18 protein-coding genes are annotated in these 21,625 nt (G+C 59.5%); 10 read left to right on the forward strand and 8 right to left on the reverse strand.

Translation table 11 applies throughout. The annotated features are described in order from the left end of the window. The first annotated feature begins 104 nt into the window (after nucleotides 1-104). On the forward strand, nucleotides 105-2,972 hold the full coding sequence (locus ACN0RV_RS02760) for a DUF748 domain-containing protein (RefSeq protein ID WP_417345319.1): 2,868 nt from the start codon (nucleotides 105-107) through the stop codon (nucleotides 2,970-2,972). Between the two features lie 76 nt (nucleotides 2,973-3,048). On the opposite strand, the gene putA is transcribed toward ACN0RV_RS02760, so the two are convergent. From putA to ACN0RV_RS02780, 4 genes are all read right to left on the reverse strand, one after another. Next, nucleotides 3,049-6,219 (reverse strand): bifunctional proline dehydrogenase/L-glutamate gamma-semialdehyde dehydrogenase PutA, encoded by a 3,171-nt coding sequence (gene putA / locus ACN0RV_RS02765; protein ID WP_417345320.1) that lies wholly within the window; start codon nucleotides 6,217-6,219, stop codon nucleotides 3,049-3,051. A gap of 247 nt (nucleotides 6,220-6,466) precedes the next feature. Continuing rightward, nucleotides 6,467-7,096 (reverse strand): TIGR04211 family SH3 domain-containing protein, encoded by a 630-nt coding sequence (locus tag ACN0RV_RS02770; RefSeq protein ID WP_417345322.1) that lies wholly within the window; start codon nucleotides 7,094-7,096, stop codon nucleotides 6,467-6,469. A gap of 65 nt (nucleotides 7,097-7,161) precedes the next feature. Then, the gene (locus ACN0RV_RS02775) at nucleotides 7,162-8,430 is read right to left on the reverse strand and encodes an inorganic phosphate transporter (protein WP_417345324.1); all 1,269 of its coding nucleotides are present in this window, start codon (nucleotides 8,428-8,430) and stop codon (nucleotides 7,162-7,164) included. Nucleotides 8,431-8,461: 31 nt separating this feature from the next. Next, nucleotides 8,462-9,142 carry a TIGR00153 family protein gene (locus ACN0RV_RS02780; protein WP_417345326.1) on the reverse strand — a complete coding sequence of 227 codons (681 nt, stop codon included), beginning with the start codon at nucleotides 9,140-9,142 and terminating at the stop codon, nucleotides 8,462-8,464. 233 nt (nucleotides 9,143-9,375) lie between these two features. Here ACN0RV_RS02780 and ACN0RV_RS02785 point away from each other — a divergent pair, with 233 nt between their 5' ends. Continuing rightward, the gene (locus ACN0RV_RS02785; protein ID WP_417345327.1) at nucleotides 9,376-10,290 is read left to right on the forward strand and encodes an inorganic triphosphatase; all 915 of its coding nucleotides are present in this window, start codon (nucleotides 9,376-9,378) and stop codon (nucleotides 10,288-10,290) included. On the opposite strand, the gene ACN0RV_RS02790 is transcribed toward ACN0RV_RS02785, so the two are convergent. Together ACN0RV_RS02790 and ACN0RV_RS02795 are read right to left on the reverse strand one after the other, a co-directional pair. Continuing rightward, nucleotides 10,217-10,999: a potassium channel family protein gene (locus ACN0RV_RS02790; RefSeq protein ID WP_417345329.1), complete on the reverse strand. Its 783-nt coding sequence runs from the start codon at nucleotides 10,997-10,999 to the stop codon at nucleotides 10,217-10,219. The genes ACN0RV_RS02785 and ACN0RV_RS02790 overlap by 74 nt on opposite strands. Nucleotides 11,000-11,042: 43 nt before the next feature. Next, a complete protein-coding gene (locus ACN0RV_RS02795; protein ID WP_417345330.1) occupies nucleotides 11,043-11,927 on the reverse strand; it encodes a DUF350 domain-containing protein in 885 nt (294 codons plus the stop codon). 73 nt (nucleotides 11,928-12,000) lie between these two features. Here ACN0RV_RS02795 and glnE point away from each other — a divergent pair, with 73 nt between their 5' ends. The 3 genes from glnE (at nucleotide 12,001) to ACN0RV_RS02810 (ending at nucleotide 15,864) form a co-directional block, all read left to right on the forward strand. Beyond that, the gene (gene glnE / locus ACN0RV_RS02800) at nucleotides 12,001-14,844 is read left to right on the forward strand and encodes a bifunctional [glutamate--ammonia ligase]-adenylyl-L-tyrosine phosphorylase/[glutamate--ammonia-ligase] adenylyltransferase (RefSeq protein ID WP_417345331.1); all 2,844 of its coding nucleotides are present in this window, start codon (nucleotides 12,001-12,003) and stop codon (nucleotides 14,842-14,844) included. A 38-nt stretch (nucleotides 14,845-14,882) separates the two neighbouring features. Further along, complete coding sequence (locus tag ACN0RV_RS02805; RefSeq protein WP_417345333.1) at nucleotides 14,883-15,353, forward strand: hotdog fold domain-containing protein; 471 nt, start codon at nucleotides 14,883-14,885, stop codon at nucleotides 15,351-15,353. Between the two features lie 106 nt (nucleotides 15,354-15,459). Continuing rightward, nucleotides 15,460-15,864, forward strand: coding sequence for a PPC domain-containing DNA-binding protein (locus ACN0RV_RS02810; protein ID WP_417345335.1), 405 nt, complete (start codon nucleotides 15,460-15,462; stop codon nucleotides 15,862-15,864). 121 nt (nucleotides 15,865-15,985) lie between these two features. Here the strand turns inward: ACN0RV_RS02810 and lpxL are convergent, their stop codons facing one another. After that, nucleotides 15,986-16,909, reverse strand: coding sequence for an LpxL/LpxP family Kdo(2)-lipid IV(A) lauroyl/palmitoleoyl acyltransferase (lpxL, locus tag ACN0RV_RS02815; RefSeq protein WP_417345337.1), 924 nt, complete (start codon nucleotides 16,907-16,909; stop codon nucleotides 15,986-15,988). Between the two features lie 140 nt (nucleotides 16,910-17,049). On the opposite strand from lpxL, the gene ACN0RV_RS02820 reads away from it, so the two are divergent. The 5 genes from ACN0RV_RS02820 (at nucleotide 17,050) to ACN0RV_RS02840 (ending at nucleotide 20,278) form a co-directional block, all read left to right on the forward strand. Next, complete coding sequence (locus ACN0RV_RS02820) at nucleotides 17,050-17,874, forward strand: hypothetical protein (protein WP_417345339.1); 825 nt, start codon at nucleotides 17,050-17,052, stop codon at nucleotides 17,872-17,874. Nucleotides 17,875-18,099: 225 nt separating this feature from the next. Beyond that, a complete protein-coding gene (locus ACN0RV_RS02825) occupies nucleotides 18,100-18,342 on the forward strand; it encodes a hypothetical protein (protein WP_286340387.1) in 243 nt (80 codons plus the stop codon). Nucleotides 18,343-18,351: 9 nt separating this feature from the next. Then, on the forward strand, nucleotides 18,352-18,690 hold the full coding sequence (locus ACN0RV_RS02830; protein ID WP_417345341.1) for a hypothetical protein: 339 nt from the start codon (nucleotides 18,352-18,354) through the stop codon (nucleotides 18,688-18,690). Between the two features lie 70 nt (nucleotides 18,691-18,760). Beyond that, nucleotides 18,761-19,009: a hypothetical protein gene (locus tag ACN0RV_RS02835; protein ID WP_417345343.1), complete on the forward strand. Its 249-nt coding sequence runs from the start codon at nucleotides 18,761-18,763 to the stop codon at nucleotides 19,007-19,009. 123 nt (nucleotides 19,010-19,132) lie between these two features. Beyond that, nucleotides 19,133-20,278, forward strand: coding sequence for a winged helix-turn-helix domain-containing protein (locus ACN0RV_RS02840; RefSeq protein WP_417345345.1), 1,146 nt, complete (start codon nucleotides 19,133-19,135; stop codon nucleotides 20,276-20,278). Nucleotides 20,279-20,344: 66 nt separating this feature from the next. Here ACN0RV_RS02840 and ACN0RV_RS02845 read toward each other — a convergent pair whose 3' ends face one another. Next, complete coding sequence (locus ACN0RV_RS02845; protein WP_417345347.1) at nucleotides 20,345-21,535, reverse strand: carbohydrate porin; 1,191 nt, start codon at nucleotides 21,533-21,535, stop codon at nucleotides 20,345-20,347. Nucleotides 21,536-21,625 lie beyond the last annotated feature (90 nt).

Here is a 21,625-nt window from a genome sequence, read left to right on the forward strand (position 1 = left end):
CAGTTGCTGTATCTTGCCTCCGCGTCATCCGGCGGGAGTGTCTATGATTATTGCGTTCGCTGTCTCTCGGGGAGAGTCACTTAAAGCCCGGAGTAGGGAGTCCCGTGAATATCAAAACCCTATGGAGTAACCCCTGGATTCGTCGGGGTACCTGGGGCCTGCTGGCCCTGCTTATCTATCTTCTGCTCACCGGCTGGGGACTGCCCCGGTTGATTCAGAGCCAGGCCCCCAAGTGGGTGGCCGACAACCTCAATGGCCAGTTGACCCTGGAAAAGGTGGCGTTCCACCCCTTTGCCTGGCGATTGCAGATCGATGGTGCCCACCTGGATGGGGACGATGGCGAGCCGGTGATGGGCCTGAATCAATTGGTGCTGGACCTCGATCCCCTGCATTCTCTGTTCACCTTCAGCGGTCGCATCAAAACCCTGTCGTTGAAGGGGCCGGAATTGGCGGTCAGGGAGTTGGGGCAGGGACGCAGTAACCTGGGGTTCCTACTTAAACCTTTGACCGAATCCAGTGCCACCTCTGAGGCAGAGCCTCAGGAGCCCACGGTTCCCCAACTGTTTATCGCCGACCTCAAACTCGAGGGCGGCGTGGTGAGTTATCGCCGTCCGGATGGGGCGAGCACCCAGTTCACCGATCTGGAGCTCAATGCTCAGGACCTGGCCCTGGCGGGTGTGGACAACAAGGTGGCGTTGGCTCTGTCTGGCTCTGGCGGCGGTCGCCTGATGGTTGAGGCAACCGCGTCGTTGGCGCCAGCAGACATACAGATGCAACTGGCCCTGGATGATCTGGATCTGACTCGCTATTGGCCCTTCATCAAAGACCTGTTCCATTTTCAGTTGGATCAGGGGCGGCTGGATATGCACACCTCGTTAAGATTCCAGCGGGATGGCGACGATTCCTCGTTGACGCTGGATGATGGCGCCATTGAGCTGTCGGGTCTGAATCTCTCCAGCGAGCAGGGGCCTCTGCTGACCCTGGCGAAAACCCGGGTGGAGGGAATTGACCTGAACCTCACTGACCGCACCCTGGAGCTAGCTAAGTTGTCCCTGGAGCAGGGGCAGATCTTCGGTGTGAACGGTGAGCAGGGACTGGATTGGGTGACCCTGTTTCAGCCGGTCACCGTCGCGGAGGCTGACGCTGCGCCGGCGCCCGGTGATGAGCCTGAGGCTCCCTGGCAGGTGACCTTGGCTGGAAGCAGTATTGAGCAGTTCCGGCTGACTCTGGAGGATCAGACTCCGGCCGAGGCGACAACCTGGATCCTGGACCTGGATCGGGTGATTGCCGGCCCGGCCTCTAACGATCTGAGTCAGCCCATCGCCCTCGAGCTACTGAGCCGAATCAACGATGATGCGGCTTTCAGTGCCAAAGGGGAGCTGGTGCCGGGAACGCTGAAGGCACAGTTTGACTTGAATTTGGAGAGCTTCCCCCTGACGGCGACCATTCCATACTGGCAGGCGCTGGTGCCACTGAAGATGACCTCCGGCAGCCTGAGCAGCGGCGGCACCCTGACCCTCTCCGGTGTCGATCCTCTGGATCTGAGTTACCAGGGGCAGTTGGCGATTCAGGAGCTGGTGACCCAGGACCCCGGTCAGGGCCGGGACTTCATCAAGTGGCAGCAACTGCAAGTGAACAGCATGACTGTGCGCACCGCGCCTATGTCGGTCGCCCTAGACACCGTCTCCGTTACTCAGCCCTATGCCCGGGTGATCATCGACGAGGATGGCAGCACCAACATTCAGCAGCTGTTGGGAGCCGAGACTCAGGCCCAACAGCCAGAGGCCACGGTCACGGACGAAGAGAGCGGTGCGGCCGAGCCACTTCAGCTCAGCATCAATCGCATCGAGTTGAGCGATGGCGGCGCTTTCTTTGCCGACAACAGCCTGACGCCCAAATTTGCCACAGGTATTGAGACCCTGGCGGGCAGCATCAGTGGGCTCAGTTCGAAGCCAGACTCCCGTGCCAAGGTGGACATTCAGGGGCAGGTGGACAGGTATGCCCCCGTCAGCCTGACCGGTGAGCTGCAGCCCCTGGCTGCGGAGAGTTACCTGGATATGGCGCTCACCTTTGACAATGTGGACCTGACCTCGTTGAACGCCTACTCAGGCACCTATGCCGGCTACTTCATCGACCAGGGGCAACTGGACCTCTACCTCAACTACAAGTTGGATAACCGTAAGATGGTGGGCAGCAACCGGGCGGTGGTAGACAAGCTGAAACTGGGTAAGCGCAGTGATTCTGATAAGGCCACCAGCCTGCCTGTGGCCCTGGCGGTGGCTCTGTTGCAGGACAGCAATGGGGTCATTGACCTCGGCCTGGAGGTGCAGGGTGATGTGGATGACCCTGAGTTTGCCATCGGCCCCCTGGTCGGTAAGGCACTGTTTAATGCCATCACCAAGGTGGTGACCTCCCCCTTTACCCTGCTGGGCTCTCTGCTTGGTGGGGAGGAGCCTGCCTCGGAGGTGCTGTTTGAGCCTGGGGGCGCGTCGGTGTCTCCCGGTGCCCAGGCGCAGCTTCAGCGTCTGGCCGATGGCCTGTCACAGCGTCCTGGACTCAGCCTGTCGGTTCAGGGGGCGGTGTCCGTCGGGGCGGATCGCAGCGCCTTGGCGTCACGGGCACTCTCCGCCGAATTGGGCTTTGAGGCGACCCCGGAGCAGGGGCTGACGGAGGAACAGCAGACGCTGCTGGTCAGCGCCTATGAGCGACGGTTCGGAGTAGGCTCGGCACCGCCGCCTCCAGAGGGGCAACCTCCCCAGGCCTGGCAGCAGGGGTTGTACAACCAGTTGCTGGCAAGGGTCAATTTGCCTCTGGATGCCCTGCCTGAGCTGGCCGCCAGCCGGGCTCAGGCGGTGAAACAGGTGCTGATCGCCCAGTTTGGTATTGGTGCCGAGCGGGTGTTCATCCAGGAGAGCAGGGTGGAGCTGAATCAGAGTGGCCCCAAGGTGGTGATGTCCCTGGAAGCACTCTAAAGCAATTTGGCTTTCCGTCAGAAACAGACAGGCCGCCCGATGGGCGGCCTGTTTTTTAGGGCTATCTCTAGGCTTTCTAGCCGTCACCCAGGGTCAGCAAGGTGGCATTACCGCCGATGGCGGTGATGTTGTTGGTGCGGGTCTTCTCGGTGACGAAACGGGTCAGGTAGTGGGGCCCCCCCGCCTTGGGGCCGGTGCCTGACAGGCCCTGTCCGCCGAAGGGCTGAACGCCCACCACCGCGCCGATCTGGTTACGGTTGATATATGCGTTACCCACATTCACCTGGTCGGCGATATTCAGCGCATGGGACTCGTTGCGACTGTGGATCCCCAGGGTCAGACCGAAGCCGGTGCTGTTGATCTCCTCCACCACCTGGTTCAGATCGCTGCTCTTATAGCGAATCAGGTGGAGGATGGGGCCGAAATGCTCCTTCTCCAACTGACCGATGTGACGGATCTCGATGGCGGTCGGCTGGATAAAGGTGCCGTTGGCGCACTCGGAGGAGAGGGGGGCTTGGCAGATCAGCTTACCCTCCTTGGAGATGCGCTCGATGTGGGCCAGTAGGTTATTTTGGGCGGTTTCGTCAATGACCGGACCCAGATCGGTCTTATGCAGAGCCGGGTTGCCCACATGCAGTTGAGCCACGGCACCCTTGAGCAATTCAATCACCTTATCGGCGATGTCATCCTGAACATAGAGTACTCGCAGGGCCGAGCAGCGCTGGCCGGCACTGGCGAAGGCGGACTGGACCACATCCTTGACCACCTGCTCAGGCAGGGAGGTGGAGTCCACCACCATGGCGTTCTGGCCGCCGGTCTCAGCCACCAGGGGCACGATGGCACCGTCGCGTCCTGCCAGGGCGCGGTTGATCACCTTGGCCGTTTGGGTGGAGCCGGTAAAGCAGACGCCGCCGATGCGGTCATCGGCAGTCAGGGTGCCGCCGACCAGGGCGCCGGTGCCCGGCAACAGGGCCAGGGCGTCGCCGGGTACTCCGGCTTCATGAGCCAACTGAACGGCACGATAGGCCACCAGGCTGGTTTGCTCGGCAGGCTTGGCGATGACGGTGTTGCCGGTGACCAGGGCGGCCACCACCTGACCGAGGAAGATCGCCAGGGGGAAGTTCCAGGGGCTGATGCACAGGAAGGTGCCGCGGCCCTGAACGAAGAGTTCGTTCAGCTCGCCGGTGGGCCCCGGGAGCACCGTGGCTTCGCCTTGCATCTTGCGGGCCTGCACGGCGTAGTAGCGACAGAAGTCCACCGCTTCACGCACTTCGTCGATGCCATCCTGCAGGGTTTTGCCCGCTTCGCGGGTGCACAGGACGATCAGCTCCTCCCGGTGCGTTTCCAGCAGGTCGGCCAGCTTATCGATGGCTGCCGCCCGCACTTCGACGTCGGTGCGGTTCCATCGCGGGAAGGCTGCGTTGGTGACCTTCACTGCCTGCTCGATGGTTGCGGCGTCGGCGAAATGCACCTGGCCAACACTGCGACTGCGGTCCTGGGGACTGGTCACGGCGATAGGGTCGCCGCTGCGGATGTTCTCACCCCCGATCAGCGGGGCGGCGTGCCACTGGTTCTCCTTGAAGCTGTCCAGCTTGGCGAAGAAAGTGCGGGATTCGGCAGCAATGTTCATGTTGATTCCTTTCGAGTTGCGTCGCTCGCTGCCAAAGATGGCTTCTGGCAGTACGATCTTGTTGTTATGCAGGGTCGGGCAGGCGGTCAGGGTCGTGACTGGATGCTCGATCAGGCTCTCCACCGGAGTGTTGGGGTCCACCACCTTGTGGACGAAGGAGGAGTTGGCGCCATTCTCCAGCAGTCGGCGTACCAGATAGGGCAGCAGATCTTCGTGGGCACCCACCGGGGCGTAGATGCGCACTGACTGATGGTGTTTGGACAGCACGGGATCGTACAGTTCCTGGCCCATGCCGTGCAGTCGCTGGAACTCAATCTCCCGATCACCGGCCATGTCCATCACCGCCGCAACGGTGTGGGCGTTGTGGCTGGCGAACTGAGGGTAGATGTTGCCCTTGGTCAGGTCGGACAGCAGATAACGGGCGCAGGCCAGATAGGAGACATCTGTGGCGGACTTGCGGGTAAATACCGGGTAGTTGTCCACGCCCAGTTGCTGGCAATGCTTGATCTCACTGTCCCAGTAAGCCCCCTTAACCAGACGCACAGGAATGCGATCACCCTGCTCATCGGCCAGGGCGTTGAGCCAGCACAGTACCGGCAGAGCGGTTTTGGCGTAGGCCTGAACCACCACGCCGAAGTTGCCCCAGCCCTTGGCGTCTTCGCTGCGATAGAGCTTCTCGAACAGTTCGAGGTAGAGTTCCAGTCGGTCGGCTTCCTCTGCGTCCATGGTGATGCCGACGCCGAATTTGCGACCCTGGCGAATCAGTTCAACCACCCAGCTGTACAGTTCGTCCAGTACCAGTTCGCGGTGTGCCGCCTCAAACTTGGGGTGGATGGCGGTGAGCTTGACCGAGATGGTGGGAAGGGGGGCGTCGCTGTTTTTGTACTGATGGTTGCCCAGGTTATGAATGGCGTCCAGGTACTCTTGAAAGTGGCGTTTGGCGTCATCCATGGTCAGGGCACCCTCCCCGAGCATGTCATAGGAGTGGGTGTAGCCCAGGCCGCGATTGTCTTCGCTGTTCTTCAGGGCTTCGCTGATGCTGCGGCCCAGAACAAACTGCTTACCCATGATCTTCATGGCCGCATACATCGCTTTACGGATGATGGGTTCGCCTACCCGGTTGACCAGGCGGGCCAGCAGGTTATTGGGGTTGCCGTCGAGGGCCCTGTCCAGGGTGACCACCTTGCCGGTGAGCATCAGGCCCCAGGTGGAGGCGTTGACCAGTACCGAGTCGGATCCCTTGAGGTGACTGGCCCAGTCGGCGCCGGAAAGCTTGTCTTCGATCAGGGCGTCGGCGGTGGCCGCGTCGGGGATACGCAGCAGGGCTTCCGCCAGGCACATCAGGATGATCCCTTCCTGGGTTTCCAGGCTGTACTGCTGCAAGAAGGCATCGATACCCACCGCCAGTCCCCGTTTCTCAACACTGCGGACTTCGGTAACCAGGTTGGCGGCTTTCTTGGTGATTCGGTCGATGCTTGGCTGGTCTTGCGGAACCAGTTGCAGCAACTCGTTGAGATAATCCGACTCGTCTGCGCCATGGCTGACGCTGATCGCCTCTTTCAGGCTTGCAAGATCGGTGGATACTCCATTAGCCAGTACTTGGCTTGCTTTAAACATCGCGTGTCCCTCGTAATCCATGGGGCGGCGCGGCACTCTGTGATCAATTTTGTTTTTGTATACAATCCGCGCCAACGGCGCGCACAGTATACCCTTAAATTGTGAGGTGAAACAGGGTTTGCTGCTGTTTTGTGCACCTGGGGTTCAAATGGAAAGGCTAAGGGGGGGTGAGGATGACAGAATAAAAAAAGCCGATAAAAATTATCGGCTTAGTATCTTTTTTTATGGCTGTGCCTGGGGCTGGCTGTTAAACCCAACCACTCTGGTTGCGGCGACGTCGCTGGGGCCTGGGCAGATAGGCGATGATCAAGCCCAGCACCAGGCCAGCACCGGCCACCATGCCGCCCTGCTGCAGCCACTGCCAGCGTTCGCTGTTCAGCATGCTCTGATTCTCCTCCTTAAGCTGCTCATTTTCGGCAGAGAGGGAGTCCAGAGTGGTCTGCAGATCCGCTTCAACCTTGATGGCGTCGCGCCGGGTCGATTCCAGTTCGCTGTTGAGCTGGGTCAGCTCGTCCTGCAGTCCGGCTGTGCGCGCCTGTTCCGTTTCCAGCTGTTGCTTGAGTGCAGCGACCTCATCATTGAGGCGTGGCACGGCCAGGCGGAAGCTTTCCTGCTGATTCAGCTGGTCGCGCTTGATCCAGCCGGTGCGCTCTTTGTCATCGATGATCTGAACATAGTCACCCTGATTTTCCCCGGTCAGCGCCACCGGCATACCTGCCTTTACCGACCCCAGGATGCGAAACTGATTGCCCGGTCCTGAGTGCAGGTAGATGTAGATATCCTCTGAGATGCTGTAGTTGCTCTCAGCGGCGGTGATGTGCGGGGCCAGCAGGGCGGCGCTGAGCAGCGCGGCGATGGCCAGAGGTTTGTGCGACATATCAGAACCCTTAATACAGAAAACCCGCTGCCCGTGAAGACAGCGGGTGATATCAGCTAAGGATATTAACCCAGCACGGCGCGAATCAAGTAGAAAATCACAATGGACAGACCGGCGCCTGCAGGCAGGGTGATGACCCAGGAAACCACGATGTTGCGAACAACACCCAGGTTCAGTGCGGCGATGCCGCGAGCCATACCTACACCCAGAACCGCACCAACCAGGGTCTGAGTGGTGGAGATGGGCAGACCGGTGCCGGAGGCGATTACCACAGTGGAGGCCGCAGCCAGCTCGGCGGCGAAGCCGCGGCTTGGGGTCAGGTGGGTGATGTTCTTACCAATGGTCATGATCACCCGGCTACCCAGGGTGGCCAGACCGATAACGATACCCACACCGCCCAGAGGCAGAATCCACCACACCAGAGGTGCCTTGGCCACAATCTCACCCTGAGCGTGAACGATAGAGACTACCGCAGCCAGGGGACCAATGGCGTTGGCCACGTCGTTGGAGCCGTGTGCGAAGGCCATGCCACAGGCGGTCACCACCATCAGCAGGGCGAACACCTTTTCCACGTTGGCAAAGTGCATGTCACGGTCGGCGCTGGGGTCCAGCTTCAGTCTGCTGATGAAGAACTTACCAATCAGGGCGACGGTGATGGAGATGGCGATGGCCAGGCCCCAGGCTTCGGCGTTGTCAAAGTGCAGACCTACGTGTTTCAGGCCCTTCTTGATGGTCACCAGGGAGAGCACCATGCCCGCCAGACCCATGTAGAAGGGGACGTAGCGCTTGGCGTTCTTCAGCGGGTCTTCGGTATCGAAGATCAGCTTCTGCGCACTCTGGAAGATGATATAGGCGATGAAACCGGCGATGGCCGGGGTCACAATCCAGGAGCCCACAATGCCGGCAACCTTGCCCCAGTTGACGCTGTCTACGCCCACGCCGACAGCGGCGAAACCAATGATGGCACCGATGATGGAGTGGGTGGTGGACACGGGCCAGCCCAGGATGGAGGCAGCGACCAGCCAGACACCTGCAGCCAACAGGGCGGAGATCATGCCGTACACCAGCAACTCAGGCTGGTCGACAAAGAAGGCGGAATCGATGATCCCTTTACGAATGGTGGAGGTTACCTCTCCCCCGGCCAGGTAAGCGCCGGCAAACTCGAAGATCATCGCAATGACGATCGCCTGTTTGATGGTCAGTGCGCCTGAACCTACCGAAGTCCCCATGGCATTGGCAACGTCGTTTGCGCCAATACCGTAAGCCATAAGAAAACCGAATAATGCGGCCACCACAATCAGAATGGGGCCGTAATTTACCAGTACTTCTACCATGGTAAACCCTTAACTTTTATTTTATCTCGACTTAAGCGCGAGCTAACATGAGTTCCAGACGTGAGCCAACCCGCTCTGCCTGGTCGGCCAGATCACCGGCCCACTCGAGAATCTTGTACAGGAACATCACATCCACAGGATTGAGGTCTTTCTCAATGCTGAACAGACGACGGCGCAGACTGATCTGCATGTGGTCGGTGTCGTCTTCGATGCGGTCCAGTTGCTGGATCATCTCGGCAACCAGGTTCACTTCTCGTCCCCGGAAACCGGTTTCCAGAAGGTCATCCAGCTCGTTGATGGCCTTGGAGGCTTGAGACACTGCATCAACGCAGCGCTGCAGGTAGGATTTGAGATCGTCCTGAAGATCGGCAGGCATCACCATTTCACGACCGATGATGCGGCCGGCGATGTCCTTCGCCTTGTTGGCGATCTTATCCTGCTGAGTCAGCAGCTCGAGCATGTCGGTGCGTTCCACCGGCATAAACAGGCCACCAGGCAGGGTCAGACGAATCTCACGTTTGAGAACGTCCGCTTCACGCTCCAGACGGCTTACTTCGCCCTGGAGTTCGCGGGCACGTTCCCACTCTTGGTCAATAACTGCTTCCATAAAGGGAATCAGCATCTTGGACGCTTCGTGCACCTTATGCATGTGCTCTTGAAGCGGTTTAATGGGTGACTTTGCGAAGACACCTAAGATCGAATTTACTGGCATAGCCAAATAACCTTCTGCTTTGCTCTGAGTAGCATTGGCGGGCGCATGTTACCCTATGCACCAATATAAGCAACATCAAAAATCCAGCCTTCTGTGGAGTAATTATAACCGCTGGCTATAAAAATCCCGACGTATCAAGGCCGAGAGCATCCTATGCCAGTAATGTGACACTTATATGACATTATTTCACTTTACTGACAACGGTATGAATTTTTAAAGAAACTTATAGGCTTATGGAAATCGAACTGAAACTGTTGCTCACCCAGGTAGACAGGAATGAACTGGTTTCGGCGCTAAAACAGGCGGGCCGAACAAAAAGTGATCAAACTCACTTTCTGGTGAATCGCTACTTCGATACCCCGGAGTTGACGCTGCGTCATCTGGACGTCGGTTTACGGGTCCGTCAGAAGGGGGAACACCGGGAGCAGACGGTGAAGACCGCCGGCAGCAGTGATACCGGTGTCCACCGCCGTCCCGAGTACAACGTGGATATCGACGGCGACTGGCCGGATCTGGCGCTGTTTCCTGTGGAAGTATGGCAGGGGGAGGAGGTGGCTGCCCTGCAGCAGGCGCTGACGGAGCAGTTTGCCACCAACTTCCGTCGTCATGCTCTGGAGCTGGAACTGGCCGGCGGCACCCTGCTGGAGGTGGCGCTGGATTGTGGCGAAGTCCTGGCCTCGGGCAAGAGCGAGGTGATCGATGAGTTGGAGCTGGAGTTGATCCGCGGCGACCTTGGCGAGGCGCTGCAACTGGCCAGCAGATTGGCCGAACGGTTCAACCTGCGTCTGGGGCAGGCCTCCAAAGCGGCTCGCGGATATCGGCTGGCCGGCTTGTCGCCTCAGCCTCCGCTTCAGGCTGAGCAGCCCCAAGACCTGGCCAGCGGCCTTGCTGGTTGGCAGTGCAATGAGCATCACCTGATGCTGGGCACACAGGGCGCTCTGGAGGCGCTGGTGGCACAGTTCAGCGGGTTGTCACAGCAGCTGTTTGACCGTGAGCCCGCTCTGGCAGTGCGCCTGGCGGCCCTGGGCCAGGGGCTGATGGACGCCCCGGATCCCAGGGAGCGGCTGGCTCAGGTTATGGCGACGACCGCTTATGGTCAGACTCAGTTGGCCCTTCTGGCTCTGCTGCCGGAGTTCCAGGGGGAGTAAGGGCATCCAGCTTGGCGAGAATTTGGCGGTTCTGCTCTGTCAGGGCCGCCAACTTGGCTTCCAGGGCGTCGGAGCGCTTCTGCAACTGCTTGTTCTGCTCATCCAGTTTCTCCTGCTCCTCGGGGGAGACGAAGATGGAGGCCAGGTAGCCCGCCACGATACCGAAGAAGCTCACGCCACAGATGATCACCATGGCACCAATCACCCGCCCCTCGGTGGTTACCGGATAGTAATCGCCGTACCCCACGGTTGAGATGGTCACCAGCGCCCACCAGATGGCGGATTCGGCGTCGTTGATGTTGGACCCGGGGACCCCGTCCTCAAACAGCAGGATCATCACCGAGGAGAAGGTGAGTACGGTGATAAGGGCCACCAGCAGGCTGGTGGCGGTGGTTTCCCGCTTGTGGTGGCTGTATGCCTTGAGCAGGGAGCGGCTCATGCGCATGAGGCGGATGACCCGCAGCACCTGGAAGATCCGCGCGAAACGCAGGGGTTCTATCACCGGTATGGAGGCCACCAGATCGATCCAGTGCTGGGTGAAGTAGAGCTTGCGGCTGTCTGACTTGGCCAGCCCCCAGAAGAAGTTGGTGATAAACACCATGCAGATGGCGAAATCGATGTAGAGCAGCAGGCGAATCGCCTCCTTGGTTTCGTCGTTGAAGGCGATGATCAGCACGACGATCACCGACAGCACCGACAGCAGCATCATCCCTGTTTCCCTGGGGCTTAAAGACTCTTTTGGCATAGTTCTCTCAATCAATCATGGCGCTCAGCAGCAGGGCCACCCCCACCCACTGAGCCGCTTCCAGAGCGGCAATGCCGCTGTTGTCCTGCAGGGCGATCTCCCTGTCCGGATTTATTTTTATCATCACCCAGGCGCTGAGCAGCCTCTGCCACAGGGTCAGCAGCAGCAGTCCCCCCAGGGCAAACCCAAACCAGCTCCAGAGCAGGGTCAGGGGCTGGTTTACGCCCACATCGGGCAGGTATACGGATGCCGCCATAATCAGCGCACAGGCGATCACTACCCCGGAATGGTTCAGGGCTACCGAGCGCTGATCCTGCTCGATCGCCTGCTGGAAGGGTCCATAACCTTTGCGGTCATGGAGACGCTGCATCCAGTGGCTGATGCCGGTGAGCATCACCAGGCTGGCGATATAGATCAGGCCGTAGCTGACGACACCCATCAGCGAGGGCGTCTGATGCAGCTTGCTGAGCAGAGCCTGGATGATGAAGGCGGCACTGAGGGCGGCGCTGGCATCGGTGAGGGCCATGGCCACGTTGCCACTGAGGATGTGCTGCTTCTTATCGATACGGTTGATGGCAAAGCGGTCATTGGCCCACAGGCTGATTCGAATCAGCAGCAGGCCGATGAGGCCGAAGACCACCAGGTTGATCCCCTGCTGGGTGTAGCTGAGGTGTCCCTGGCGGGGCATCACCGAGCTGATCACCAGAGCCATGGCCAGCAACGAGCCCGCGGTGCTGATGCCGAAGGCGACGTTATCCCTCTCTGCCAGCTCCTTTTGACTGCTGACCCCTTCCCACCAGCCCTGACTGAAGCGAAGCAGGGTAAACAGCAGCAGGCTGCCTCCCATCTCCAGGGCCAGGTGAATCCAATCCCATTGCAACCACTCTGCCATATCCGACCGCTGCCTTCTTAACCGCTTTCTGCTAAGGTAATCCGAGAAAAATCCGCATACACAGGAAGTTATTATGAGCCTGCCGCCCCTGTTCGACAACCTCCCAGCCAGCCTGCGTCAGCAGGCCGATCACTATAGAGAGGTGTTGGGAGAGGCGCCCTGGAACGCCCTGGATGAGCAGCAGCAGCAGAGGCTTAACTACCTGTTTGCCATGTCCCAGTTTATTGGGGGCCGCCTGAGCCGAGACCAGGAGTGGTTGCCTGAGTTTTTCCAGCAGCTGTCTCAGCATCTGCGTCATCCCCAGTTTCGGACCGCCCTGGATGAGGCGCTCTCGGCCTGTCAGGATGAAGCCTCGGCCAAGCGGGTGCTGCGCCGCTTCCGTCATCGACAGATGATTCTTATCGCGGCCCGAGACTTTCTCAACCTGGCGCCTCTGGATGAATCCCTGGCGCACCTGTCCCAGATGGCAGAAACCCTGATTCTGGCTGCCCGGGACTGGCTGTGTGAACATCTGGCGCCGCGCTTTGGCTACCCCAGAAGCCCCACGGGTGAGCAGCAGCCCTTGTTGATCCTGGGGATGGGCAAGCTGGGCGGCGGTGAGCTGAATTTCTCCTCTGACATCGACCTGATCTTTACCTACCCGGAAAACGGCAGCACCGACGGCAACAAACAGCTGGACAATCAGCAGTACTTTATCCGCATGGGTCAGAAGCTGATCGGCTTGCTGGCGGATGTGGACCCGGAAGGGTTCTGTTTCCGGGTGGATATGCGATTGCGCCCCTTTGGCGAAGCCGGTCCCCTGGCGGTGAGCTTCGATGCGGTCGAGGACTATTACCAGGAGCAGGGGCGGGAGTGGGAGCGCTACGCCATGGTCAAGGCCAGGGTGATGGGGGAGTGCGACGATGCCGTCGACCTCCACAGTCTGCTTCGCCCCTTTATCTACCGCCGCTACCTCGACTTCTCCGCCATCGATGCCCTGAGACGGATGAAGGCACTGATCGAATCCCAGCTGCGCCGCAGCAGCCTCACCAATAACATCAAACTGGGCCGGGGCGGCATCCGCGAGGTGGAGTTTGTGGTGCAAACCCACCAGCTGATCCGTGGTGGTCGTCAGCCGGCGCTGCGTCGTCAGCCCCTGATGCCGGTGTTGGCTGAGTTGGCCCGAAGCAACTGCATCAATGGCAGAGATCACAAGCGATTGCTGGAGGGGTACCGATTCCTGCGCCGCCTGGAGAACCTGTTGCAGGCCCTGGATGACAAGCAGACCCAGACTCTGCCCGACAGCAACGATGACCAGCTGCGCCTGGCATTGAGCATGGGGTTCGAGGAGTGGGGCAGCCTGCGCCAGGCCCTGGCCGAACACATGGAGAACATCCACCTGGTGTTCAAGGAGACCATTGGCGGTGATGAGCAGGAGGAGGAGGAGCTGGGAGAGTTGCCTGCCCTGTGGCAGCATCCGGACCCGGATGTGGAGGAGATCCTTCAGGAGAGCGGCCTGGACGCCGCCCTGGCTGAGCCGCTGATGCAGTGTCGCAGTGAATTTGCCCGGCGCACCATCGGGCCCCGTGGCCGGGATACCCTGGATAAGCTGATGCCCAGGCTTCTTGGCGAGCTGGCGGGCAAGCAGAATCAACCTGAGCTGCTGAGTCGGGTGATGAAGGTGGTGGGCACCATTTTGACCCGCACCACCTACCTGGAGTTGCTGCTGGAGAATCCGGCTGCGCGTCAGCAACTGGTGCGCCTGTGCTCCGCCAGCCCCTGGATTGCGGATCAGCTGGCGGCTTATCCCATTTTGCTGGATGAGCTTATCGATCCCATGTCCCTCTATCAGGTGTTGCCGCCGGACGGCTACGCCGCCGGGTTGCGGGAGTTCCTGATGCGGGTGCCCGAGGAGGATCTGGAGCAGCAGATGGAGGCGCTGCGGCAGTTCAAGCAGATCAGTCAGCTGCACATTGCCGCCGCCGACGTCACCGGGGTGTTGCCGGTGATGAAGGTCAGCGATCACCTGACCTGGCTGGCGGAAGCCATAGTGGACCAGGTGGTGCAACTGGCTTGGAATCAACTGGTTGCCCGTCATGGGATGCCCTCCTGCGCTGGAGAGCATAAGGGATTTGCCGTGGTCGCCTACGGCAAGATGGGGGGGCTGGAGCTCGGCTATGGTTCTGACCTGGACCTGGTGTTCCTCCATCGGGCCGACAGCGGTTACACCGATGGCGACAAGGCGATCGACAACAATCACTTCTACCTGAAGCTGGCCCAGCGGGTGCTGCACCTGTTCTCCACCCGGACCCTGTCGGGGATCCTCTATGAGGTGGATATGCGACTGCGCCCCTCGGGCGCTTCCGGCCTATTGGTGAGCCACATCGATCGCTACCACGAATACCAGCTTCAGGAAGCCTGGACCTGGGAGCATCAGGCTCTGGTGCGGGCCAGGGTGGTCTACGGCGAACCGGCCATGGTCAAGCGGTTCAATGAAATTCGTGAGTCGGTGCTGGCGCTCCACAGGGAGGAGGCCGAGCTCAACACTCAGGTGAGTGAGATGCGGGAGAAGATGCGCAATCACCTGCATAAGGGCGATGACACCCAGTTCGATCTCAAGCAGGGGCCGGGTGGCATCACCGACATCGAGTTCATCACCCAGTATCTGGTGCTGGCCCACAGCGAGGCGATACCGCAGATGACCCGTTGGTCCGATAACGTTCGCATTCTGGAGGTGGCGCTGCAGCAGGAGCTGCTCAGTGCCGAGGAGGCGGATCTGCTGGTGCATACCTACACAGAGATCCGGGACACCAACCATCACCGGGTGCTGGCGGGCTTGAGTGGCCTTCTGCCGCAGGAGCACAAGCCCTCAGGCTGCGAGGCGGTGGCAGTGCTGTGGTCACGATTTTTTGACAACGATCACACAAAGGGGGAATAATCGCCCTGTAACTGATCTGACCAGTTGTGAGGAAGAGGATGTCCGATAACTACCTGCTGAACATTCACAAGAGGGTGCAGAAGCTGCCCTTCAGTGATTGGTTGATGACGCGCATTGTGGCCAACAAGGCCCCCTACTTTAAAACCATACCGACGCGACTGGAGGCACTGCGCCCGAATCATGTCAGCTGCGTCATCAGCAAGAAACGTAAGGTGGAGAATCACATTGGCACCGTCCATGTGATTGCCATCTGTAACGGCCTGGAACTGGCGATGGGGATGATGGCCGAGGCCTCCATCCCCAAACACCTGCGCTGGATCCCCAAAGGGATGGACGTGCAGTACACCGCCAAGGCGGGCAGTGACATTCGCTGCGTGGCAGAGACCGACCCGGATGCCTGGCAGCCCGGGGATCTGCCGGTGAGGGTGACCGCCTACGACGATCAGGGCACCGTGGTGGTCAAGGGCACCATCAATCTGTGGCTGTCGGAAAAGCCCAAGAAGCACTGAGTGAGTCCCAGTGGATGAGCATTCAGCTGCTATGGCTTGGGAAGCGTCAAGCCAGTAACATGATGCTGGTTGAGCCAAGCGCTTCCTCTGACAAGAAAGGTACACATTGATCACTCCCATAGCGGTCCGCTTAACCCGAGGCGATGACCTGAAAAATGCCATTCAACAGCTGGTAACCGACCATGGCATCCAGGCAGGCAGCATCGCCTCCTGTGTCGGGTGTTTGACCCACCTCCATGTTCGCTTGGCAGGGGCAACAGAGACGCTGCTGCTCAATGAGCCTGTTGAGTTGGTGTCCGTGATGGGGACGCTCACGCCGGATCATCAGCATGTGCACCTCTCCGTTGCTAGGCAGAGTGGCGAGGTCGTCGGCGGGCACCTGCTGGAGGGCTGCACCATAGACACCACCGCTGAACTGATCATTCACCATTACCACAACCTCATCTTCAACCGAGAACCGGACCCGCAGACGAGGTTTACCGAGCTGACCATCGGACCGCCAAGTCAGTGAGGTGTGTGGGTCATTAACCCGAGGGTGACGCGGTGCCTGAACAGCTCTGGCTTGGGCAAGATAACAAAAGGGCTGAGCACCTTGGTGCTCAGCCCTCTTTTTCTATTTTTTTACACGGGGTTCAGTAGAGGCTGGGATCGCTCTTCTGGGGTCGGGTCTTAAAGCGGCGGTGCAGCCACATGTACTGTTCGGGGCGGCGGCGGATCAGCTGTTCCAGGATCTGGTTGCCTCTTACCGCATCGGTCATTTCATCCTCGCCGGGGAAATTTTCCAGGGGCGGCAGGATCTCGATGGTGTAGCCTGAGTTGTCTTTGTTGCGCTCGACAAAGAAGGGCATCACCTTGGCCTTACCCAGCTTCGCCAGGGTGGTCGCCCCGGTCACCGTCACCGCGTCATCCACGGCAAAGAAGGGGGCAAACACCGCGCCCTTGCGACCGGCATCCTGATCGGCGGTGTACCAGATCACATCACCATTGCGCAGCGCCTTGACCATCTGGCGCACTTCCCGCTTGGGGATCAGTCCCTTATTGGAACGCAGCCGGCCCTGTACCTGCAGGTACTCCATAAATTTGTTGTTGTGGGGGCGGTAGACGCCGACTCCCGGGCACTTCTGGCCAAAAACCCGGGCTCCGGCTTCCAGCATCAGGCAGTGGGCGGCAAAGAGAATCACCCCCTGACCGTCGGCCTTGGCCTGTTCGATGTGCTCGATGCCCTTGATGGTCATGTGCTTCTGGATGCGTTCGTCACTCCACCACCAGGCGTTGACGCTGTCAAACAGGGCCATGCCGGTCTGGTTGAAGTTATCCCGCAGCAGGGCTTCTCGCTCCGCCTCGCTCTTCTCAGGGAAACAGAGGCGTAAATTGGTGCGTGCCACGTGCACCCGCTTCTTCAGCGCTGCCTGAAGCAATCTGCCCAGGCCACTGCCCAGCCACCACTGCGCTTTAAGAGGCAGGAAGGTCAGCAGTTTCATCAAGGCGAGGCCCAGCCACATTGGCCAGTATCTGGGGTGGTAGAAGGCCCGGTCGAATTCAGCTGAGGTAACCATGGTGTTTCCGTAACAATCAGTGAGCCGGCTATTCTAACAGCCGAATTGGTCCCTGTGATACACTTTGGCGCCATGTACTTCTCTCAGATCCTGAAGAATTTTGCCTTTCGGCCGGCTAGTCACGGTCATTGGGGACCGCAGTGCTGAGCCTGTTGCTGGCAGCGAGCCTGAGTGTCGGGGCGCCGGTGTGCGATCGCAGTGAACTGCCGCAGTGCCTGCAGCGACTGCCCAAGCCCCTGGTGTCTGTCTTTTCTGAGCACTGGCAACTGGCCTCGGAGGATCTGGCAGAGGCACTCAGCCAGCAGTTGGCGGGACAGGGAGCCGTCACCCTCACCCTGAATAATCAGTCGCTGATCCTCACCGATGCCGGGCGCCTCACTCAGCCCCATATTCTGCTGGTGGGCCATCGGGTCTATGAGCAGCCCTCTGTGCACTCCCTCTCTTTGGCTCTGCTGCACGAGCGGGGACACCTTCTGGATATTTCTGAGTCGCTTCGCCAGCCTTTCCGCTTCGCCTATTGGCCCTCCCTGTGGGAAGAGGAGGTGATTGCCGACCTGCATGCCCTCTGGTTGCTGGCCCAAGAAGGTCGGGTGCAACTGGGGTGGAACCTGGTGCATCTGCGCAACTTCAATTTGATGGGGGCGGCGCCGGATTGGGCGCACTGGACCACCCCGGTGCTGCTGCCCTGGCTGGAGTCGCCAGCGCGGCGCGTTCAACTGGCTCAACTGAGTTTTGAACAGGTTCTTATCCAGAGTGTCATTGCCACCTCCGAGCTTCCCCATTTCCGCACCCTGGGCCGTCGTCAGTTTGGCCCGGGTCGTGGTGCCTATCCCTATGTGCCTCCCCGGTTGGTGGAGCGCTGGTGGCAGATGTTGTCCCCAAGTCTAACCCTGTTGATGGGGGACGATTTCGGGGGCTATCGGCTGCACCACCATGACCTGATGTTGGTGAATTCCGCTAACTAGCGGTCAATTCTCCTTATTTCAGCCAATGTCTTTTTGTGCTATTCATATAAATCAATGGCTTAGCTAGTTGGTTCGGAACTTGCTACATTGAAGTAACCATCGGCTTGACCCCTGGTGGTGACTGGGAAAACCCAGACTTTGACGACACCCATTGCCCTCCGACACCGAGCTCAGTGTTCGGTGTCGGTTGGCGCCCCAGAATAACAACAGCATAAGGAGAATTAGATGCTGACCTCAGGATCCATCGTAGCCATCGTAGCCATTGTGATGGGGTGCCTGGTTGCCATGACTAGGAGTAAGCATAAGAGTGAGGCTCAGGCGAACCTTGAGCAATTCAAGCAGCTGGAGGGCGAGCTGAAGAGCACCCAGGCACAGTGCAAGGCCCTGGAGGAGAGGGTGGTTGTACTGGAGAAGATCGTCACCGACTCTGGGTTTGATTTGCGTGAGGAGATCTCCCGACTGGGATAAGGAGCCCCAATGGACTCGTTGATTCTATTTCTGGTGTTTGCCGGCCTGGTGTTATGGGGCGTCGGCAGCGTCATTCTCAACGACAGCAACAAGAACAAACTCAAAGCCCTGTACGACAAGTACGTCGCCAAGGCCAACAAGGCGCTGGATCTTGGCGGCGTGGGCGATGATTCTGGTATGGATGACGATACCGGCAGCGACAGTGTCGATCGACGCCTCGAGGCGCTTCAGAAAGAGCTGGAGCAGCTGAAGATTCAGGCTGAACGGGACCGGGAGCGGATCGAAACCCTGGAGCGTCTCATCTCCGGCAGTGGTTATCAGACCCGGGAAGCCTTTCGACAACTCTAGGGTGGGTTTCGACTAAGTCGCGTCCCTCGACTATAAGGTGTAGAGACACCTGAGTTTGGGGGCATGCGACATGAGCAAAGTTGAGATCAATCCTGCGGATTTTGAAAACCTGATTGAGTGTCGCCAGGCCTCGAAGGAGGCCGGTGAAGCTTATCGTAAGGCGGTGGAAGCCCTCTCACGCAGTGGCGAGTCCAGCCGCGCCGCCTGGGTGGAGGAGTGCAAGCGCGCCTTTGCCATCAAACAGGCCGCCCTGGCGGAGGAACGGGAGCAGTTCCATCGCATCTTCGACGAACTGCCTCAGGGGTTGCCGAAAGAGTAAGTCGATTGGGCATCAGAAAGTGAATGGTTCGCCCTGGCGACAGGCTGTAACCTCTGCGACGTTGACACCTTTGTTCTCAAGAGCGCACTATCTTTCAGAATCAACTCTCTGATTTTAGTTTGTATGACCTCACTGTCCCTTCCTGAAGCGCGTAAGCTGGCCCTGCTGAGCCAGGGATTGTCTGCGGGTGCCTTCAAGGGGGCGGGAATCAACAAGACCCTGGCGGCCATCGAGCAGCTGGGGTATGTGCAGATCGATACCCTGTCCGTGGTCCAGCGGGCCCACCATCATCTGCTGTGGAGCCGCAATCCAGGTTACCGCTCGGAGCATCTGGATGCGCTGATCGAGCGTAAGCAGGTGTTTGAGTACTGGTCCCATGCCGCCGCCTACCTGCCCATGTCCCAATACCGCTTTACCTTGCCGAGAAAGGCGGCGCTGCGCGCCGGAGAACAGCGTCACTGGCACCAGAAAGACCTCGGGTTGATGACCCGGGTCTTGGAGAGGATCAGGGACGAGGGCCCCCTGATGGCGAAGGACTTTGAATCCCCAGGGAGTCAGCGCCATGAGTGGAGCGGCACGCCGTTTAAGGCCGCCCTGCAGAATCTGTTTATGCAGGGGGATCTGATGGTGGTGGCCAGGGAGAAGTTTCACAAGGTGTATGACCTGACCGAGCGCGCCTTGCCTGGTGAGGTGGACACCCGAGCTCCGGATAGCCTGGAGCACGCCCGGTTTCTGGTGCTCAGTTATCTTCGCGCCCATGGGCTGGGCACTGTGGCGGAGTTCACCTACCTGCTGAAGGGGGTCAAGCCCTCGGTTACCCAGGCGATTGCCGGGATGCTGGAGGAGGGAGAGATTCGGCAGGTGGAGGTGGGAGGCAGCCGCTACTGCACTACCGGCCAGGCGCTGACGCTGCTTGAACGGCGTCTGCCCCGCAAGGAGGCCAGGATTCTATCGCCTTTCGATAACCTGCTGATTCAGAGAAAGCGGGCCAGTGCCCTGTTCCGGTTTGATTACCAACTGGAGTGCTACCTGCCCAGGGGCAAGCGCCAGTACGGTTACTTCTGCCTTCCCATACTCTGGGATGGTCGCCTGGTGGCCCGGGCAGACTGCAAGGCGCATCGACAACAGAAGCATCTGGAGGTGATGTCGTTGCACCTCGAACCCGGTCTTCGTCGTCGCGATGCCTTTATGTCGGCCCTGGAACAGGAGCTGTCACGCTTTGCCGCGTTTAATCACTGTCACCGGGTGTCCATCAGCCGGGTGTGTTAGGCAGGCTTCCGCAGGAGGGAGCGGAGCCCGCCGAGTCCTGTTCGCCGGACTGGAGATCTGTGCACCTTACCAGAAGATGCGGGCGCGAAGGCCGGCGATCCAGATCTGGTCCTTACCTGGATTCAGGGCGGGATCGACGATCAGCTGGATGTCCGGGGTCAGCTCGACATGCTTGCCCAACTTCATGTAGTAGAAGGCTTCGGCAGTGTACTGATCGCTGCCTGCGTCCGCCCAGTTGAGGGCGAAGCCGAAGTTGTTCTGGGGGGCCAGCATACCGTAGTAGACGAACCCCAGGCTGACCGATTCCTTGATGCCCAGCAGGCTGCCATCCTGAGCGTTACCATAGCGGACAAAGGGCAGCCAACTGCCTTTCATCATCGAGGCAGAGAGATTAAACCCCTTGTCGGCCGCCTGGTTGAGAAAGTCGCTGCGGTCCGACTCCCACAGGGTCAGATGGAGATTATTGAGGTAGATCTGCTCCTGGGAAGAGGTCCAGCCAAGCTCGAGGCTCTTGAAATAGCGGTTGTCGCTGAAGAAGTTGTCGGCACTTTCTAGTGGCTTGGTGGGATCCGCTTCCATATCGCTAATGCCGGCAATCACAAACAGACTGTCGGTAAGCATATGGCCCATGGCGGCCCCGAAGGTGGCATCACTGGGCAGGGCAATGGTGTTGGTGCCGGTGCTGAAGGCGAAGTTCATAAAGCCGGTCCAGGGGCTGGCGGCGGCGTACACATCCACATAGTCGGTGACATCCATGAAACCGGCGATCAGGGTGCCCTGGCCATCGGACAGCTTCTGTTTCCAGTAAAGATTGGTCAGTCGGCCCTTCTCATCGCTGAAGGGAGGGGTGACCAGCCCCAGGCCACCGACGCCAAACTCGAAGTTCTTCACCGAGGTGTCGGTGAAGCTGTGCCTGTGTTCCACCTTCCACACCAGAGAGCCGCCCCCGTTCTCCTGCTGTCCTTGAGGGCGCCAGGATCCGTAGAAGCGGACCATGCCGCTAAAAGCCTCCTTGTCAGAGCCGGGCAGAGCGGTGTCGCTGTACAGGCCTACCGCCGAGTAGTCGAGGCCAAACTCAACCCCTTTGGCGGACCACTGTTCCCGCAGGGGCTTCTGCCGATCCCCCTTGTCGGCGCTGATCTGGTTGTCGACGGCGTCCGGGCTGCCAAAGTTGGTGTCGCTGGCCAAGGCCTGGCGTATGGCTGGTAGCAGCAACAGGACCAAGAGCAGGGGAGGGAGGCGTTGAGTATTCAGCATGGCTGGTCCTCGATAAGCAGATCGACAATCTTAATCCGGGGTTGCGACTGTGCACTAACCCATAGTGAGTAGGACTCGGATAAAAAGCCT

The organism is Ferrimonas sp. (assembly GCF_048263965.1).
Taxonomy (GTDB): Bacteria; Pseudomonadota; Gammaproteobacteria; order Enterobacterales; family Shewanellaceae; genus Ferrimonas.

Excerpts from the sequence above, each read along its gene's own strand:
- ACN0RV_RS02795 (WP_417345330.1), bottom strand. The coding sequence starts at position 11,927 with ATGGCAGAGTGGTTGCAATGGGATTGGATTCACCTGGCCCTGGAGATG.
- lpxL (WP_417345337.1), bottom strand. The coding sequence starts at position 16,909 with ATGGTTACCTCAGCTGAATTCGACCGGGCCTTCTACCACCCCAGATAC.
- ACN0RV_RS02775 (WP_417345324.1), bottom strand. The coding sequence starts at position 8,430 with ATGGTAGAAGTACTGGTAAATTACGGCCCCATTCTGATTGTGGTGGCC.
- ACN0RV_RS02805 (WP_417345333.1), top strand. The coding sequence starts at position 14,883 with ATGTCCGATAACTACCTGCTGAACATTCACAAGAGGGTGCAGAAGCTG.
- ACN0RV_RS02785 (WP_417345327.1), top strand. The coding sequence starts at position 9,376 with ATGGAAATCGAACTGAAACTGTTGCTCACCCAGGTAGACAGGAATGAA.
- ACN0RV_RS02835 (WP_417345343.1), top strand. The coding sequence starts at position 18,761 with ATGAGCAAAGTTGAGATCAATCCTGCGGATTTTGAAAACCTGATTGAG.
- glnE (WP_417345331.1), top strand. The coding sequence starts at position 12,001 with ATGAGCCTGCCGCCCCTGTTCGACAACCTCCCAGCCAGCCTGCGTCAG.
- ACN0RV_RS02830 (WP_417345341.1), top strand. The coding sequence starts at position 18,352 with ATGGACTCGTTGATTCTATTTCTGGTGTTTGCCGGCCTGGTGTTATGG.
- ACN0RV_RS02790 (WP_417345329.1), bottom strand. The coding sequence starts at position 10,999 with ATGATGCTGCTGTCGGTGCTGTCGGTGATCGTCGTGCTGATCATCGCC.
- ACN0RV_RS02770 (WP_417345322.1), bottom strand. The coding sequence starts at position 7,096 with ATGTCGCACAAACCTCTGGCCATCGCCGCGCTGCTCAGCGCCGCCCTG.
- ACN0RV_RS02845 (WP_417345347.1), bottom strand. The coding sequence starts at position 21,535 with ATGCTGAATACTCAACGCCTCCCTCCCCTGCTCTTGGTCCTGTTGCTG.
- ACN0RV_RS02780 (WP_417345326.1), bottom strand. The coding sequence starts at position 9,142 with ATGCCAGTAAATTCGATCTTAGGTGTCTTCGCAAAGTCACCCATTAAA.
- putA (WP_417345320.1), bottom strand. The coding sequence starts at position 6,219 with ATGTTTAAAGCAAGCCAAGTACTGGCTAATGGAGTATCCACCGATCTT.
- ACN0RV_RS02825 (WP_286340387.1), top strand. The coding sequence starts at position 18,100 with ATGCTGACCTCAGGATCCATCGTAGCCATCGTAGCCATTGTGATGGGG.
- ACN0RV_RS02840 (WP_417345345.1), top strand. The coding sequence starts at position 19,133 with ATGACCTCACTGTCCCTTCCTGAAGCGCGTAAGCTGGCCCTGCTGAGC.